General features: G+C 68.1%; 11 protein-coding genes. 9 read left to right on the forward strand and 2 right to left on the reverse strand.

Annotation, left to right across the window (positions count from 1 at the left end; translation table 11 throughout):
• Positions 1-229: 229 nt before the first annotated feature.
• Positions 230-5,728 (forward strand): carboxyl transferase domain-containing protein, encoded by a 5,499-nt coding sequence (locus M7H19_RS14560; RefSeq protein WP_298181647.1) that lies wholly within the window; start codon positions 230-232, stop codon positions 5,726-5,728.
• A 43-nt stretch (positions 5,729-5,771) separates the two neighbouring features.
• Here the strand turns inward: M7H19_RS14560 and M7H19_RS14565 are convergent, their stop codons facing one another.
• Positions 5,772-6,374 (reverse strand): TetR/AcrR family transcriptional regulator, encoded by a 603-nt coding sequence (locus M7H19_RS14565; RefSeq protein WP_298181649.1) that lies wholly within the window; start codon positions 6,372-6,374, stop codon positions 5,772-5,774.
• Between the two features lie 153 nt (positions 6,375-6,527).
• Here M7H19_RS14565 and M7H19_RS14570 point away from each other — a divergent pair, with 153 nt between their 5' ends.
• Positions 6,528-7,220, forward strand: a complete 693-nt coding sequence (locus M7H19_RS14570) for a hypothetical protein (protein ID WP_298181652.1) — start codon at positions 6,528-6,530, stop codon at positions 7,218-7,220.
• Between the two features lie 260 nt (positions 7,221-7,480).
• On the opposite strand, the gene M7H19_RS14575 is transcribed toward M7H19_RS14570, so the two are convergent.
• The gene (locus M7H19_RS14575) at positions 7,481-8,389 is read right to left on the reverse strand and encodes a sulfite exporter TauE/SafE family protein (RefSeq protein ID WP_298181655.1); all 909 of its coding nucleotides are present in this window, start codon (positions 8,387-8,389) and stop codon (positions 7,481-7,483) included.
• Positions 8,390-8,635: 246 nt separating this feature from the next.
• Here M7H19_RS14575 and M7H19_RS14580 point away from each other — a divergent pair, with 246 nt between their 5' ends.
• From M7H19_RS14580 to shc, 7 genes are all read left to right on the forward strand, one after another.
• Positions 8,636-9,838 (forward strand): ROK family transcriptional regulator, encoded by a 1,203-nt coding sequence (locus M7H19_RS14580; RefSeq protein ID WP_298181657.1) that lies wholly within the window; start codon positions 8,636-8,638, stop codon positions 9,836-9,838.
• Between the two features lie 157 nt (positions 9,839-9,995).
• A complete protein-coding gene (locus tag M7H19_RS14585) occupies positions 9,996-10,958 on the forward strand; it encodes a universal stress protein (protein ID WP_298181660.1) in 963 nt (320 codons plus the stop codon).
• A gap of 459 nt (positions 10,959-11,417) precedes the next feature.
• Positions 11,418-12,320 carry a squalene synthase HpnC gene (gene hpnC / locus M7H19_RS14590; protein ID WP_298181663.1) on the forward strand — a complete coding sequence of 301 codons (903 nt, stop codon included), beginning with the start codon at positions 11,418-11,420 and terminating at the stop codon, positions 12,318-12,320.
• Positions 12,317-13,183 (forward strand): presqualene diphosphate synthase HpnD, encoded by an 867-nt coding sequence (gene hpnD / locus M7H19_RS14595; protein WP_298181666.1) that lies wholly within the window; start codon positions 12,317-12,319, stop codon positions 13,181-13,183. Before hpnC ends, hpnD begins: the two co-directional genes overlap by 4 nt.
• Positions 13,180-14,559 carry a hydroxysqualene dehydroxylase HpnE gene (gene hpnE, locus M7H19_RS14600; protein ID WP_298181669.1) on the forward strand — a complete coding sequence of 460 codons (1,380 nt, stop codon included), beginning with the start codon at positions 13,180-13,182 and terminating at the stop codon, positions 14,557-14,559. The genes hpnD and hpnE overlap by 4 nt, the downstream gene beginning before the upstream one ends.
• Positions 14,556-15,563 (forward strand): polyprenyl synthetase family protein, encoded by a 1,008-nt coding sequence (locus M7H19_RS14605; protein ID WP_298181671.1) that lies wholly within the window; start codon positions 14,556-14,558, stop codon positions 15,561-15,563. Before hpnE ends, M7H19_RS14605 begins: the two co-directional genes overlap by 4 nt.
• Positions 15,560-17,458 (forward strand): squalene--hopene cyclase, encoded by a 1,899-nt coding sequence (gene shc, locus M7H19_RS14610; RefSeq protein WP_298181674.1) that lies wholly within the window; start codon positions 15,560-15,562, stop codon positions 17,456-17,458. The genes M7H19_RS14605 and shc overlap by 4 nt, the downstream gene beginning before the upstream one ends.
• Positions 17,459-17,460: the final 2 nt, after the last annotated feature.

Genomic DNA, 17,460 nt, shown 5'->3' on the forward strand with positions numbered 1-17,460 from the left:
GTCCCCGCACGCTCGGCCGGAAGGGCTCTCTTCCCGAGCCCGCTGAGGGGGCCGGTGTGCCACTCGAGCTACCCTCATCACGTTTTTGGTGGTTTCCTACAAAGCCGCCTGGCCGGACGTGGTGAGTCCGATCATTACTGTCGACACGCCTTACCCACGAAAGTGACAGGGCGGCCGTTTCGTGGGCGGCCGACCTTGCGTGTTGTCTTCCAGGAGGGTGAGGGTTTCGGTGTTCCGTCGCGTCGCCATCGTCAACCGTGGGGAGGCCGCGATGCGGCTCATCCACGCCGTCAAGGAACGCAACGCCGAGGGTGGGGCGCGACTGGAGACCGTGGCGTTCTACACCGACGCCGATCGGGATGCCACCTTCGTCAGGGAGGCCGATCACGCCTACTTCCTCGGCCCCGCGTCCGCGCGCCCGTATCTGGACCTGGAGGTCCTGGAGCGGGCACTGCGGGAGACGAAGGCCGACGCCGCGTGGGTCGGCTGGGGATTCGTGGCCGAGGACCCGGCGTTCGTGGAGCTGTGCGACCGGCTCGGGGTGACCTTCGTGGGTCCCAGCGCGGAGGCCATGCGCAGACTCGGTGACAAGATCGGCGCGAAACTCATCGCCGAGGAGGTCGGGGTACCCGTCGCGCCCTGGAGTCGGGGCCCGGTGGACGACCTCGACGCCGCACACGCCGCCGCCGAACGTATCGGTTATCCGCTCATGCTCAAGGCCACGGCGGGTGGCGGTGGACGGGGTATCCGGGTGGTGTCGTCCGAGGCCGAGCTCACCGACGCCTACGAGCGCACCCGCGCGGAGGCCGAGCGTGCCTTCGGCAGCGGGGTCGTGTTCCTGGAACGTCTCGTCACCGGCGCCCGGCACGTGGAGGTGCAGGTCATCGCCGACGGGCAGGGCACCGCGTGGGCTCTGGGTGTGCGCGACTGTTCGGTGCAACGGCGTAACCAGAAGGTCATCGAGGAATCCGCGTCGCCGTTGTTGGCGCCCGAGCAGACCGAGGAACTCAAGGCGTCGGCCGAACGTCTGGCGCTCGCCGTGGGATACCGAGGCGCGGCCACGGTCGAGTTCCTCTACCACCCGGGCGAGAAGTTGTTCGCGTTCCTCGAGGTCAACACCCGGCTGCAGGTGGAACATCCGATCACCGAGGCCACCACCGGTATGGACCTGGTGAAGGCGCAGTTACACGTGGCCGCCGGGGGCACTCTCGACGGCGAGCGGCCGCGGGAGATGGGGCACGCGGTGGAGGCGCGACTCAACGCGGAGGACCCCGACCGCGACTTCGCTCCGGCTCCGGGACGCATCAGCCTGCTGAACTTCCCCGCCGGCCCGGGTATCCGCGTCGACACGGGAGTCGGGGAGGGCGACACGATCCCGGCCGACTTCGACTCCATGATCGCGAAGATCATCGCCTACGGCCGGGACCGGGACGAGGCTCTGGCCCGCCTGCGGCGCGCGGTGGCCGACACGAGCGTGCTCATCGAGGGAGGTTCGACGAACAAGAGTTTCCTGCTCGACCTGCTCGACGCGCCCGAGGTGATCGACGCGAGCGCCGACACCGGCTGGATCGACCGGGTGCGTGAGCAGGGACGGTTGCGGGTCACCCGTCATTCCGGTGTGGCGTTGGCGGTGGCCGCCATCGACGCCTACACGGAGGCCGAACAGGCCGAGCAGCAGCACCTGCTGTCCACCGCCCGTGGCGGCCGACCACAGGTACGGCACACCGGCAGCCGCACGGTGGAGCTGAAGCTGCGGGGCACGAGCTATCGAATGACCGTGGCGCGCACCGCGCCGTACCGGTTCAGAGCAGAGATCGAGGACGGGCCGACGACGCACACGGTCGACGTCGAGATCGAGCGGCACAGCGCCGCCGCGGGCCAGGTCGTGATCCACGGCCGCCGCTACCGGTTCGTCACGGGAACCCACGGACCCGTCCACGTGGTCGAGATCGACGGCACGGTCCACCGCATCAGCAGGGACGAGGGTGGTGTCGTGCGTTCGCCCGCTCCCGCCCTGGTGGTGGCGGCTCCCGTGGAGGTCGGCTCCGAGGTCGAGGCCGGCGCGCCGGTGCTCGTGCTGGAGAGCATGAAGATGGAGACGGTGCTGCGCGCACCGTTTCGGGCCGTGCTGCGGGAACGGCCCGTGTCGATCGGCAGCCAAGTGGAGGCCGGAGCGCCGCTGTTGCGGTTGGAGCCGCTCGACACCGGTGACACCGATTCGGGTGCCGGGGACCAACGCGGCGAGGACCTCGGACTGCCGGCTCGCGCCGAGGGGGCCGACGCCGGGCAGCGGGCGGAGCGCGCGCGTGCCGAGCTGCGCAGCCGGCTATTGGGTTACGACCTCGATCTCGACGACGAGACCCGTGCACTGGATGACTACCTCGCCGCGCGTGCCGAGCTCGTCGAGACGGGGCGCAGGCCGGTGGAGGCCGAGGCGGATCTGCTGCGGGTGTTCGCCGACCTCTCGGAGCTCGGTCGCAACAAGCCCGTGGACGGGGAGGGGGCGGCCGGCACTCGGCTGCACAGTCCTCGCGAGTACTTCCACACGTATCTGCAGAGCCTCGATGTGGACAGGGCCGGACTGTCGGAGGTGTTCCAGCAGCGACTGACCAGGGCGCTCGCGCACTACGGCGTGACCGAACTGGAGCAGGGCCCCGAGCTCACCGAGGCGGTGTTCCGCCTGTTCTGCGTTCAGCAGCGCGCGGGAGGCGACATCGGCGTGGTGACCGCCCTGCTGCGGCAGTGGCTTACGGAACCCGCGCCCGAACAGTCGGTGCGAGAGGCCGTCGGGCACGTGCTGGAACACCTGATCGTGGCCACTCAGGTGCGGTTTCCCGTGGTGGCCGACCTCGCCCGCAGCGTGGTGTTCCGTTGGTTCGCGCAACCGATGCTGCGCCGTAGGCGCGCCGAGCTCTACGCGAACGTGCGACGCCACCTCCGCTACCTCGACGCCCACCCGGACGCGGGCGACCGGTCCGAACGGATCGCCGAGATGGTGTCGTGCCCCGAGCCCCTGGTGCGGGTGCTCGGCCAGCGGATCCATCGGCAGGGCGCCGACCTGGCTCCGCTGTTGGAGGTCATGGCCCGGCGTTACTACTGGGACAGGTCACTGGCGAACGTGCGGGTGCGTCGGGTGGCGGACTTCCCGTGCGTGACGGCGGACTACGAACTCGACTCCGAGCGGGTGCGGCTGGTGTCCACGGCGGCGGATCCGCAGCACGTGGTCGACGCTTTGCACGCGGTCTCCGAGGCCGTCGGCGATCCGGCGGGGACCGGTTTCGTGGTGGATCTGTATCTGTCCTGGTCGGACGAATTCGCCGACGACGACACCGCCGCCGCGAAGCTGCTCGCCACACTCACCGAGGTGTCGCTTCCGGAGTCGGTCCGCCGGATCACCACCACGGTGTCGGGCCGAAGTGGCTCGGTGATGCACCACCACTTCACTTTCCGACCCTCGGCCTCGGGCCTGGTGGAGGACAAACTGCTCCGGGGCCTGCACCCACTCGTCGCCCAGCGGTTGCAACTGCGCCGGCTCAGCGAGTTCGACCTCACGCGGCTTCCCTCGGCCGATGAGGAGGTCTACCTGATGCGGTGTGTCGCACCGGACAACCCGTCCGACGAACGGTTCGTGGCGATGGCGCAGGTGCGTGACCTCACGCCGTTGCGCGATTCCCAGGGACGCTTGGTCGCGTTGCCCGCCGTGGAGGGGACGTTGGCCGCTTGCCTCGACGCCATCCGTGAACAGCAGGTGCGGCGGCCGGTGAAGAAGCGTCTCGACACCAACCGTGTCGTGATCTATGTCTGGCCTCCGATCGAGTTGTCCACAGAGGAGTTGCGTGCGGTGGCGCACCGGGTCGTGCCCACCACGACCGGTGCGGGGGTCGAGGAGGTCGAGTTCCTCGGCCGCCGCCGTGATCCGGAGACCGGTGCCACGCGTGACGTCGCGGTGCTCATCACTCACAACACCGGCTCCGGGGTGAGCGTGCGGATGACCACGCCGTCCACCGAGGTGATCCGGCCGCTCGACGCCTACGGGCAGAAGGTCCTGCGTGCCCGGCGGCGCAACACGGTGTACCCGTACGAGCTGGTCGAGCTGGTCGCGGGCAAGAACGGCACGTTCGTCGAGTACGACCTCGACGACGAGGGCGAGCTCGTACCCGTCGACAGGCCGAAGGGCGGTAACACGGCGGGGATCGTCACCGGTGTGGTCACCACGCCGACGGCGCTCCACCCGGAGGGCGTGACCCGCGTGGTGATGTTGGGCGATCCCATCAAGTCGTTGGGCGCTCTCGCGGAACCGGAGTGCACCCGGGTGATCGCGGCGCTCGACCTCGCCGAGCGCATGCGGGTCCCGGTGGAGTGGTTCGCACTGTCGGCCGGTGCGCGGATCGCCATGGACTCCGGTACGGAGAACATGGACTGGGTTGCGGCCGCGTTGAAGCGCATCGTGCACTTCACCCAGGACGGCGGGGAGATCAACGTCGTGGTGGCCGGTATCAACGTCGGCGCGCAGCCGTACTGGAACGCCGAGGCCACCATGCTCATGCACACCAAGGGCATCCTCGTGATGACGCCGGACTCGGCGATGGTGCTCACCGGCAAGCAGTCGCTGGACTTCTCGGGCGGAGTGTCCGCCGAAGACAACTTCGGGATCGGCGGCTACGACCGGGTGATGGGTCCGAATGGCCAGGCCCAGTACTGGGCGCCAAACCTCGCGGGTGCCTGTGACGTGCTCCTGGCGCACTACGACCACACTTACGTGGCGCCGGGCGAGAGCGGGCCTCGACGCGCCGAGACCATCGATCCCCGCGACCGAGACGTCCGGGACTACCCGCACAACGTGGTGGACAGTGACTTCACCACGGTCGGCGAGATCTTCTCGCCCGATAAGAACCCGGACCGCAAGAAGCCGTTCGACATCCGCACCGTGATGCGGGCGGTCGCCGACGCCGACCATCCCGTTCTGGAACGGTGGGCGGGCATGGCCGACGCCGAGACTGCCGTGGTGCAGGACGCCCACCTCGGTGGGTGGCCGGTCTGCCTGGTGGGCATCGAGTCACGGTCGGTGCCGCGCCGCGGCTTCCCACCGACGGACGGCCCCGACACCTACACGGCGGGCACGTTGTTCCCGCGTTCGTCGAAGAAGGTGGCGCGGGCCATCAATGCGGCCAGCGGAAACCGGCCGCTCGTGGTGTTGGCGAACCTCTCCGGTTTCGACGGTTCCCCCGAGTCGATGCGCAAACTGCAGCTGGAGTACGGGGCCGAGATCGGCCGCGCCGTCGTGAACTTCGAGGGTCCGATCGTGTTCTGCGTGATCTCGCGTTACCACGGTGGCGCGTTCGTGGTCTTTTCGAAGGCACTGAACCCGAACATGACGGTGCTGGCGGTGGAGGGCTCGTTCGCCTCGGTGCTCGGGGGTGCCCCGGCTGCGGCGGTGGTGTTCTCGGGCGAGGTCGCCGCTCGCACGGCCGCTGACGAACGGGTTCGGGAACTGGAGGAGCGGATCGCCCGGGCCGGTGACGAGGAGCGTGCCGAGTTGGCGACGCGACTGGCCGAGCTCAAAGCGTCGGTGAGGGCGGAGAAGCTCGGCGAGGTCGCGGCCGAGTTCGACAACGTGCACTCCATTCAGCGGGCCGTCAAGGTGGGTTCGGTGGACGCGGTGATCCCGCCCGAGGCGTTGCGTCCGGAGCTCATCGCCGCGGTGGAACGCGGACTGCGACGCCGTTGAACGGTGCGACTTCATCGCAGAGCGCGGACCGGCCGGTTAGGCGTCATTCCGCGGAATCGGTGGGTTCGCCGCCCGGGATGATCCTGCGCGCGATGCGCCGGAACGCGTCGAGGGGGGAGGAGTTTCCGAGGTCCTCGTCGAGGTTTCCGGTTCGAGCGAGGATGGCGAAGCCGTGTGCGAGTGACCACGCGGCGATCACGCCGGATTCGACCCCGTCGCCGTGCTGCCCGCGCGGCGACGGGGAGATGCCCGCGCGCAGGATGCGGCGCGTCCATTGTTTGGCGGCCAACAGCTCCGGGTCGTCGCGGTGGTAGAGCTCCGGTCGATACATCACCTCGAAGTGCGCCGGATACTCGGTGGCGAACTCCACGTACCGTGCTCCGAGCTCCGGCAGCGGCATGGGGGTGATGTTCAACGCCTCCCGCATCGAGTCGGCCAGGATCTCGTAGCCCTCGATCGCGATGGCGGTGAGCAACCCCGCCTTGTCCTTGAAATGGTGGGCGGGCGCGGCGTGCGACACGCCCGCGCGGCGTGCGAGATCACGCAGGCTGATGGCGACGGTGCCGTCGGTGGCGATGACCTCCACGGCGGCGTCGATGACGGCGCGTCGAAGATCGCCGTGGTGGTAACGGCGTTGACCGGGCATGTTCCCCAGTCTTCCGGACCGTCTCACCGACGCCCAGGTACGCGGCCACGGGTCGAGGGAGGAGGGCCGGATCGGGTGATGGGCTCCGGTGGCGTACGGGAGCGGCCCAGGCGGTCCGGGTATAGCCTCGCCCGAATTGGGTACGTCCCGGCCATGAGGGACTTCCAGGATGACGAGGTGCGAGGCGCGGGACCGTCGGTGGTGTGGCAGGGACCGGAGCAAGCGCCCGTGGTGCTGGTGCTCGATCCCGCCGGGGAGGCCAAGCACGACATGTTGCCCGCGACGTGGCGACCGTTGGCCGAGCATCTCCGCATCGGATGGTGTCGGTTGCCCGCGGAGGTGGGAGACGGGCCGTCGGTCGAGGACCTACTGGGCGAGATGAGTCAGCGGGTGCATCTGGTGGCGGCGGCGAGGGCGGCCGAGAGCGCGCTGCGACTGGCCGACGAGCACCCGAACCAGGTGCGGAGCGTGGTCGTCGTGGATCCCGCACCCGAGGCGATGTCGAGCACGGTGATGGCAGGGTCCGGGCCGGGACGGGGCGGCACCTATGCGGACTGGTGGAACACCGACACGGCCGCGTTGAGGCAGAGATTGATCGCTCAGGGTGTTCGAGTGGCGGCGTTCGTCAGCAGGGACACCGACCCGGCCGTCCGTGTGGAACCACCGGTGCCGCTCGGCCACCCCGATGTGGTGGGGCGGGTGATGCAGTTGTTGATGTCGTTCCAGGGGGATCGCGCCGACCCGGAACCCGTGGAACCCGAGCGGGGCGAGATCATGGAGGCGTGGCACACCGTGCAGGAGCGCTTCGGTCCGGCCCTCGAACGCGCCCGGCGCTCGGGCGGCTGAGCGCCGCCGACCGTGATCCTCCACCGAGTCACCGGTTCGTGTCGTAAGGAACGATTGACACCGGTGTTACGCCGATCGCTTCACCGTCGGTGGAATGTGAATTCTCGAATGGTTTCGCGGGCATATCGGAGGAATTGCCCTCCGAAGAAACCGGTTGCGACTTCTTTTGCTCCGCGATGGGCGATGAAGGCGGGAAAACGACGATTCGTGATCCGGGAGTCCTGCGTGTCGGTGGGCGGCTACCTCGAAACCAGGGTCTTCTACGGGCGTTCGAGTACGGGGGCTTCGTCGGCGCGGACATCGGTCCGTCGCTCCTTGCGTACCGAGGTCACGGCGGCGACGAGACCGCCCGCCCACAGCACGACGAGCGCGCCCAGTACGACGGTCGCCACAGCCGTGCTCGTGTCCACAGCGTTCAGTAGTGTCCGTGCGTTCGTGAACACGATGAGGCCACCGGCAGCGGCGCCGAGCACCCGAGGCGGCAGCTTACGCACCAGCCATGCCGCCAAGGGGGCCGCCAGGATGCCGCCGAGCATGAGCCCCACCACGACGGTGTAGTCCAGGTGGTCCTCCTGCGACAGGGAGAACAGGAAACCGAGGCTGGCCGCGAGCGCCACGATGAATTCGGACGTGTCCACCGAGCCGACAACCTTGCGTGGTTCGAGCCGTCCGGACGACAGCAGGGTCGTCGTGGCCACGGGCCCCCAACCACCGCCCCCGCTCGCGTCGACGAATCCGGCGACGAGGCCCAGCGGGCCGAGGAACCGGGCACTGGGACGCCGCGTCTCGACCAGCGTTCCCAACTTGAGGAACGCGAAGCGCACCAGTACGTAGAGTCCGAGCAACAGCAGCACCGTGGTGATCCATACCTCGGCGAACGCCATGGGCAGGGACGTCAGCACGTACGCCCCTAAAGCGGCGCCGACGGCGCCGGGAGCGGCGAGGATGCCGACGGTGCGCCAGTCGATGTTGCGGAAGCGCCAGTGCGAGGCTCCCGAGGCCAGCGAGGTGCCCACCTCGGCGAGATGGACCGCCGCCGAAGCGACGGCGGGAGCGGTCCCCACGGTGACGAGCGTGGTGGTCGCCGTCACCCCGAACGCCATTCCCAGCGATCCGTCCACGAGTTGGGCGAGAAACCCGGCGAGTCCGAACAACAACAGAGTCTGCATCTGGTCCCCAATTTCCCGGTGGCCACAGGCATGGCGTCATCCGGGATGAATGAGCGGGTCGTCGAGGGCTTTTCGAGCTTGCCAGGAAAAGGCGAACGGCTCCAGCGGGTTCCCACATCCTGGATATCGCGACATTGCGAGCGCAATTAAAGAAAACGCTGAAAATAAATGTGTTCACATGGTGATAGGTGTTGACGCCACCGCATCCGGACGGGTGGTCTGTGGTGCGGTGGAAGTGAGGTCGGTGTGACGAGAAGAGTGCTCAGCGCGGTCCGTGGTGGGTCGGGGGCGGGTGGCGTTCGGGAAGGGAACGCGGCTGCGATCCTGAGCGTGATCCGCGCGTACGGTCCCTTGTCGCGTCGGGCGATCGCGCGGCACACGTCTTTGAGTATGCCCACGGTGAGCAGGCAGGTCTCGACGTTGATCGACCTCGGGTTGTTGAGCGAACCTTCCGACCCGCCGTTGACCGGTGAGGTCGGAAGGCCGACGGTGCCGGTCGATCTCAACAGCAACGTGATCGCGGCGTGTGGTGTGCACATCGGTGTCACCACCACCACGTATGGGCTGAGCACTCTTCGCGGAGAGCTGTTGGACAGCGAACGTATCCCCACTCCGCAGGGGGCACCGGAAGAGGTGCTGCGGTGCGTCGCCCGGAAGGTCGGGGTGTTTCTGGGCAATTGGCCGGAGCGTCGGATCATCGGTATCGGATTGGCGATCGGGGGACAGGTCGACGTCGAACGCGGCTTGCTCGACCACGGGCCACTGGGGTGGCGTGGGGTGCCCGCGCGCGTGATTCTCGAGGAGGTCACGGGTCTGCCGGTGCATCTCGACGGACACGTGCCCGCCATGGCCACGGCGGAGCTGCTGTTCGGGGAGGCCACCCACGCTCGGAGCGCGTTGTACTTCTACGCGCGGGAAATGGTCGGCGCGGCTGTGGCCGTGGGGGGAGTGTTGCATCGTGGACCGGGCCAGTCGGGAAGCATCGCCCATCTTCCCGTGGGAAGCGATGTGCCGTGCCCGTGCGGGAGGACCGGGTGCCTGGAAGTGACGGTCTCGGAACGGGCCGTGTCGGAACGGGCCGTACGTGCCGGTGTGCTCGACCGGCCGGACATCCGGTCACTGCGGTCGGTGGCGGAAGCGGGTGACGTGACCGCGCACCGAATCCTCACCGAACGAGCGCACGCCCTCGGTCGAGCGGTGGCGTTGTTGCGCGACGTCGTCAACCCCGATCTCGTGGTCCTGGGCGGGCAGGCGATCACCGATGCACCCGCGTACCTGGACGCGGTGTACGACGCCTACGCGCGTACCACGGCGCTGCCGGACGCCGGGCTGGTCACGGTCACCCGGTTCGGTCCCGACGTGCAGGCGATGGCCGCCTGCGCGGGCCTGCTCGCCCAGCTCTACGAGCGTCCGTTCTCGGTGGTCGGCGTGCCGGAGAACCGTCGCTGAAGCCCTTACCCACGCGCACTCGTCCGCAATGTCCCTCGGCGAGGCGATCCGGTTCGGCGTGGGTCCGAAGTCCTGGTCCGGAAGGGACCAAGGACGGTGGCGCGCTCGGTACGTCGACTCCTACCGTCGATCGTGCGTGTCGTCGAAGGGAGCGGGCATGGCGGAGAAGAGCGGGGAGGGGACGCGACCCGCAGCCGAGGCTCGACGCGCCGACCCCGCGGCCGAGGGCGCGATAGTGGTCGGCGTCGACGGATCGGAGGCGGCGACGCGGGCCGTGCGGTGGGCGGCCGAGAGGGCGGCGTGGCGAGCGGTGCCGTTGCATGTGGTGCACGCCTACGGGCTGATGTCCCGGTACTTCGTCATGGATGTGCCGGTGCCGCCCAGCGTGATCGACTCCGCGGTGGAGGAAGCGCACACGATCCTCGATGCGGCAGTGGCCGAGGCCAAAGCGGTGGCATCCGATGTGGAGGTGCACCCGCAAGCCATGAACGAGTCGGCGGTTCCCGCGTTGTTGCATTGGTCCCGTGGGGCGGAGCTCGTGGTGCTCGGCGCTTCCGGTTTCGGCGGTTTCACCGGGATGCTGGCCGGGTCCACCGTGGTGGCCGTGGCTGGGCACGCGGCCGCTCCAGTGGTCGTCGTCCGCTGTGGTGCGGACAGGGTCGCGCCACCGTCGTCGGGACCGGTCGTTGTCGGGGTGGACGGCAGCCCGTTGAGTGAGAGCGCCGTCGCCCGCGCGTTCGAGGAAGCGGCACTGCGTTCCGCGCCGCTCGTCGCGGTCCACGCCTGGGTCGATGTCGAGGACGAGAGCGTGCTGCGTCGGGCCAGGCTGTTCTTCACCAACACACCGGAGGAGCAAGAGGTACGGGCGCTGCTCGATGAGCAACTGGCTGCCTGGGAGGAGAAATATCCCGGCGTGTCCGTGGAACGGGTGATGGTGCGGGATCGGCCACGCAGGCAGCTGCTCGAACGGTCCGGCACGGCTCAGTTGGTCGTGGTGGGGAGCCGAGGCAGGGGTGGTTTCACCGGGATGCTGCTCGGTTCCACGAGCCAGGCGCTGATTCACCACGCTGGATGTCCCGTGATGGTGGTGCGACCACGGGAATCCGGTGACGGGGATTGACCGGCGGTGGTGGGAAGCTTTTTTCGGGTGTCTTCTCCGCGAATCGGGTGAGCCCTCGATCGAGAAGTAGTTCGCAAGTCCGGGGATTCGTTTTCCCACGGTCAGGTAAGTCCTATGTAGATCTTCTGAATGAGATCGGTTTCGCCCACGGCGTCTAGGGAAGAGACTGTGGACAGTGGGTGAAACCGGATCCCTCCATGGCTTGCCCCGTGTTCCCGTGTATCCGCGCACGCGGATCTTCAGGCACCGTGGGGTTGCCACAGAACTCTTGTGGGAGTTCGTAAGGCACTCCCGGAGGGATGCGGGGGTCCGAGATCGCTTGTGGCACAGGGGATGGCCGTGCCATCACGGCGTGTCCGAGTCGCCGCGACACCTCGGTACTGGCCGAAGGTTCGAGAAACCGATGTTTTGCTTTCGGAGTTGCCCCGATACGAGACCCGAACGACAATAGGACATCAGATGCGGTTGGCCGGCCAACGGGCCGAACGGGACGAGGCGAGGCCCATGCATGCCGAAACGGCACAGGCGTCACCGCCGTTGGAGTGGTTGCGCGTGCGAGCGCGGCAGGAGAATTTCCCTGTCGCCCTTCACGTGCTGCCGCCCCGGTACCGGCGGCACCTACTCACGTTGTACGCATTCGCCCGGATGGTGGATGACATCGGCGACGAGGCTCCGGGAGACCGCCTCTTCCAACTCGATCGGGTATCCGCCGCGCTCGACCGGCTGTACGCCGGGCAGGCCAGCGACGATCCGCTGTTCCAGCGACTGGCGCACACCGTGTCGGTGTGTGAACTACCGCGCTCCGAGTTGGAGCGGCTGATCGAGGCGAACCGCCGTGACCAGGTGGTGCATCGCTACCACACGTTCGACGAGCTGCTCGAGTACTGCGCGCTGTCCGCCGAACCCGTGGGCCGCTTGGTGTTGCGGGTGTTCGACACGCACACCGAGCGACACGCTCACCTGTCCGATCGGATCTGCAGCGCGCTGCAGGTGTTGGAGCACTGCCAGGACGTGGCCGAGGACGCTTGCGCGGGACGGATCTACCTGCCCCGCCAAGACCTCGACCGGTTCGAGGTCACCGAGGGCGACCTCATGGCCGCGCGAGCGAGTACGGGTGTCCGGGCAGTCGTCGCGTTGCAGGTGCAGCGTGCCGTACGGCTGCTGGACGAGGGTGCGCCGCTGGTGGGCGGCTTACGCGGGGTGGCGCGGTTGGCCGTCGCGGGTTACGTCGCCGGAGGCAGGGCTACGGCTCGGGCACTGGTCGATGCGGGGTTCGACGTGCTCGCCCGCACACCGCGCCCTCGACGTTCACACGTCCTTCTGTCCCTGGTGAGCTCGTTGGGCCTCGGTGATGCGCGATGAATCCGGAGAGGGCGTACGACGACTGTGTTCGCATCACACGTGAGCAGGCTCGTAACTTCTCCTACGGGATCAGACTGCTGCCGACGCCCAAACGTAACGCGCTCAGCGCGGTCTACGCCTTCGCCCGAAGGATCGACGACATCGGCGACGGCGACCTCGCCCGCGAGGTCAAGCTCAAAGGACTGGAGAACGCCCGCGCGGACCTACGCGCGCTGGAGTCCGGGGCCACCGACACCGACGATCCCGTGCTCATCGCCCTCGCGGACGCGGCGCAGCGTTTCGATCTGCCGTTGGACGCGTTCGACGAGTTGATCGACGGGTGTCGGGCCGATGTACTCGGAGTCAGGTATCCGACGTTTGCGTCATTGGAGCAGTACTGCCGATACGTCGCCGGTTCCGTCGGAAGGCTCTCCCTGGCGGTCTTCGGCAGTCCGGATCGGGGTCGCGACGCCGTGGTCGCCGATGATTTGGGAGTCGCGCTTCAGCTGACCAACATCCTGCGTGACGTGGTCGAGGACCTCGACAACGGCCGGGTGTATCTGCCCGCCGACGAGCTGGCGCGGTTCGGGTGCACACTCGATCGGGACGACGACGGCGCGTTCGTCGACGATCCCGACGATCTCGTGGCGTTGCTGGAGTTCCAGGCCGTCAGAGCACAGGAATGGTACGAGCGGGGACTGTCCCTGCTCGATTCCCTCGATCGGCGCAGTCGCGCGTGTTGCGCGGCGATGGCGGGGATCTACCACCGACTGCTCACCCGCATGGCGCTGCGTCCGGACCGCGTGCTGCGCGGCCGCACCAGCCTTCCGGACTGGGAGAAGGTTCTGGTGGCGGGTGTGGCCCTGGCCGGAGGCACACCGTGACGGCGCCGTGCGCACAGCCCCGAGCGAGTGGGGCCGGCCCCACGGAAGCGCACGTGGTGGTGGCCGGCTCCGGGTTGGCCGGTCTCACCGCGGCCTGCGATCTCGCCGACGCCGGGTTCGCGGTGACCTTGGTGGAGGCTCGTGCACGACTGGGTGGGGCGACGTTCTCCTTCCAGCGAAACGGTATGACTGTCGACAACGGACAGCACGTCGTGCTTCGGTGCTGTACCGCCTACCAAGGTCTGCTCGATCGGTTAGGCAGTTCCGCGGGCATGGACGTGCAGGATCGTTTTCACGTGCCGGTGATCGCCCCGGGTGGTCGGTTCTCGGAGCTACGTCGCACCGATGCCCCGGCACCACTGCACCTGGCGTCCGCGATCGCCCGGTACAAGGCGTTGCGCCCGGCCGACCGCGTACGGGTTCTCCGGGCCGCGCTGGCGCTGCGGTCGCTCGATCCGGACGACGCCGCGCTGGATTCACACAGTTTCGGTGACTGGCTCGTCCGCCACGGCCAGAACGACGCGACCCGGGACAGGTTGTGGAACCTGATCACGGTTGCCGCCCTCAACGGTGATGTGTCGCAGGTGTCGCTGGCATCGGCGGCGAAGGTGTTCCGTACGGCGTTGCTCGACGCCGCGGACGCCGCGGACATCGGGATACCGCGCTGGCCTTTGGAGGATTTGCACGTGCGGCCCGCGGAGAAGTACCTACTCGAACGCGGTGGCCAGATACGGACCCACAGCCCGGTGCGGGGCGTCGCGCCCGTGCGCGGGCGGTTTCTGGTGCGACTGGACGACGAAGTGCTCGATGCCGACGCGGTCGTGCTCGCCGTGCCTCCCGAGACGGCGGCTCGCGTGTGTCCCGAGCGTGCGGGGCTGCAGCAATGGCGTCTCGCGAGATTGGGTGTGGTCCCCATCGTCAACGTGCACGTGGTGTACGAGCGTCCGGTCACCGACCTCTCGTTCGTCGCGGCGGTGTCGTCCCCCGTGCAGTGGGTGTTCGATCGCACCGCCGCGGCCGGACTGACCGAAGGGCAGTACCTCACGGTGTCGCTGTCGGCGGCCGAAACGTGGCTCGCCGCCCCGGCGTCGACGCTGCGCGAGGTCTTTCTCGCCGAACTCGGCCGGTTGTTCCCCGATGCGGCGACGACACCGCACTCCAGGTTCTTCGTCACCCGGCAGCGGCGGGGCACTTTCCGCCAGAGCCCGGGGTCGAACAGATTGCGTGCGGACCAACACACGGCGTTGCCCGGCCTCGTCCTCGCCGGCTCTTGGACCGCAACAGGTTGGCCCGACACTATGGAGGGAGCCGTGCAAAGTGGACACCGAGCCGCCGACCTGGTCTTCACTCAGTTGGCTGGAGGTGTGAGCCGATGACCGCGACCTTACCGTCCGAGGTGAACGCCGCCCAGCAGCTGGTGCAGCCCGCACTGCGTGAGGCGGTCGCCACTCTCACACCCGCGATGCGGCGTATCGCCAGCTACCACCTCGGTTGGACCGACGAGTACGGCGACGCCGTGGACGGTGACGGAGGGAAGGCGCTGCGGCCCACGCTCGCGCTGCTCGCGGCCAGAGCCGTGGGAGCTCCGCCGGAATCGGCGCTTCCGGGTGCCGTGGCCGTGGAGCTGGTGCACAACTTCTCACTGCTGCACGACGACGTCATGGACGGTGACACCGAGCGTCGGCACCGGCCCACCGCGTGGCGATTGTTCGGTACTCCGGCCGCCATCCTGGCGGGTGATGCGCTGTTGACACTCGCCGTGGAAGTGCTGGACTCGGTAGGGAAGCGCTCCGCCAGCCGGCGCCTGACCGCCGCGGTGCACAGGCTGATCGAGGGGCAGAGCGCCGACATCGAGTACGAAAGTCGCATACTCGTCAGCGTCGAGGAGTGCCTGCACATGGAGGACGGCAAGACCGCGTCACTCATGGCGTGTGCGGCCGAACTGGGTGCACTGCTGGGTGGCGCCGACGATCGTGCCGTCGCGGCACTGGGAGATTTCGGACGCAACCTGGGAATGGGTTTCCAGCTCGTCGACGACCTGCTCGGCATACTCGGCAGCCCGGAAACCACCGGTAAACCCGTGCTGGCCGACCTGAGAGTGCGGAAGAAGTCCGTTCCCGTGGTGGCGGCGTTGAATTCGGACACCGACAGTGCGTCGGCCCTGCGGGAGTTCTACCGAAGGGAGCGCCCGCCCTCCGATGCCGACGTGCGCACGATGGCGGCGCTGATCGAGGACACGGGTGCCATCACCTGGACCCGCGATCGTGCTCACCGCTACATCGCCGCAGCCGAGTCCAGCCTCGCCACGGTGAATCCACCCGAGGACATCCATGCGGCGTTGGCCGACCTCACCCGTTTCGTCGTGGAGCGTGACCGATGACCGATGTGCTGACCCGTGAACTGTCCTCGACACACGACCGGGTGCGGAGTTCCGTTTCCTCCGCGCGCCGATACCTGCAGTCGTTGCAGCGTGAGGAGGGCTGGTGGAAAGGTGACCTGGATACCAATGTGACGATGGACGCCGAGGACCTCATGCTGCGGCAGTTCCTCGGTATCACCGACGAGCGGATCACCCAGGAGACCGCGCGCTGGATCAGGTCCTGCCAACGTGCCGACGGAACGTGGGCGATCTTCTACGGAGGCCCTTCCGACCTGTCCACGACCGTCGAGGCCTACGTTGCCCTGCGACTGGCGGGCGACCCGGTGGACGCCGAACACCTGCGGAAAGCTCGCGAGTACATTCTGGACAACGGTGGGATCGAGTCCACGCGGGTGTTCACGCGGATCTGGTTGGCGTTGTTCGGGGAGTGGTCGTGGAGCGAATTGCCGGTACTGCCGCCGGAGATGATGCTGCTTCCCGACTGGTTCCCGTTGAACATCTACGACTGGGCGAGCTGGGCCAGGCAGACGGTGGTGCCGTTGACGATCGTCGGTTCCCACCGGCCCACCAGGGACCTCGGTTTCAGTGTCCGTGAGCTGCGTACCGGTGTCCGTCCTCGGGAGGTGGAGTCACCACTGTCCTGGGCGTCCGTGTTCCACGGCCTCGATTCGGCGTTGCACCGGTTGGAGAAGTTGCCGCTGAAGCCTTTGCGGAAGGTAGCGCTGGAACGGGCGGAACGCTGGATCCTCGACCGGCAGGAGAGCGATGGAGGCTGGGGTGGCATCCAGCCGCCGTGGGTGTACTCGATCCTCGCTCTGCACCTGCGTGGGTATCCGCTGGATCACCCGGTGCTCCGCAAGGCGATCGACGGGTTGGAGGGCTTCACCATCCGTTACCGCACGGAGAACGGGTGGATACGCAAACTGGAGGCGTGCCAGTCGCCGGTGTGGGACACGGCGCTGGCGATGACGGCGTTGTTGGACGCGGGAACGCCGCCGGACGATCCTTCCCTGGTCAGGGCCGCCGATTGGATTCTGGGCCAGGAGATCCGGGTCGGCGGTGACTGGCAGGTGCGCAGGCCAGATCTGACCCCGTCGGGATGGGCGTTCGAGTTCGCCAACGACAATTACCCGGACACCGACGACACGGCCGAGGTGGTGCTCGGGCTCCAGCGGGTGAAGCACCCCGACCCTCAGCGGGTGGACGCCGCGGTGGACCGGGCCACCGAATGGCTGGTGGGCATGCAGTCCTCGGACGGAGGGTGGGGGGCGTTCGACGCCGACAACACCCGAACGCTGTGCGAGAAGCTGCCGTTCTGCGACTTCGGTGCGGTGATCGACCCGCCGTCGGCCGATGTGACAGCGCACATCGTGGAGATGTTGGCGGCCCGGGGAATGGCCGACAGCGAAGCCGCGCAGCGCGGCGTGCGTTGGCTGCTGGATCACCAGGAAGTGGACGGGTCCTGGTTCGGACGGTGGGGAGCCAACCACATCTACGGTACGGGTGCGGTGGTTCCGGCCTTGGTGGCGTGTGGCATTTCGCCCCAGCACGAGGCCGTGCGCGCGGCAGTGCAGTGGCTCGTGGCTCACCAGAACGCCGACGGTGGCTGGGGCGAGGACCTGCGTTCCTATGTAGACCGTACCTGGGTGGGTCGAGGTGATTCCACACCGTCGCAGACCGCGTGGGCGTTGCTGGCGCTGCTCGCCGCGGGTGAACGAGGTGACGCCGCGCGAAGGGGCGTGGAATGGCTGATGGCCACGCAGCGTCCCGACGGCGGATGGGACGAGCCGCAGTTCACCGGCACCGGATTCCCCGGCGACTTCTACATCAGCTACCACATGTACCGGGTCGTGTTTCCGCTCAGCGCGCTCGGTCGGTACCTCGGAAAGAGGTGACG

The sequence above is a fragment of the Saccharomonospora sp. genome, assembly GCF_027317685.1.
Classification (GTDB): Bacteria; Actinomycetota; Actinomycetes; order Mycobacteriales; family Pseudonocardiaceae; genus Saccharomonospora.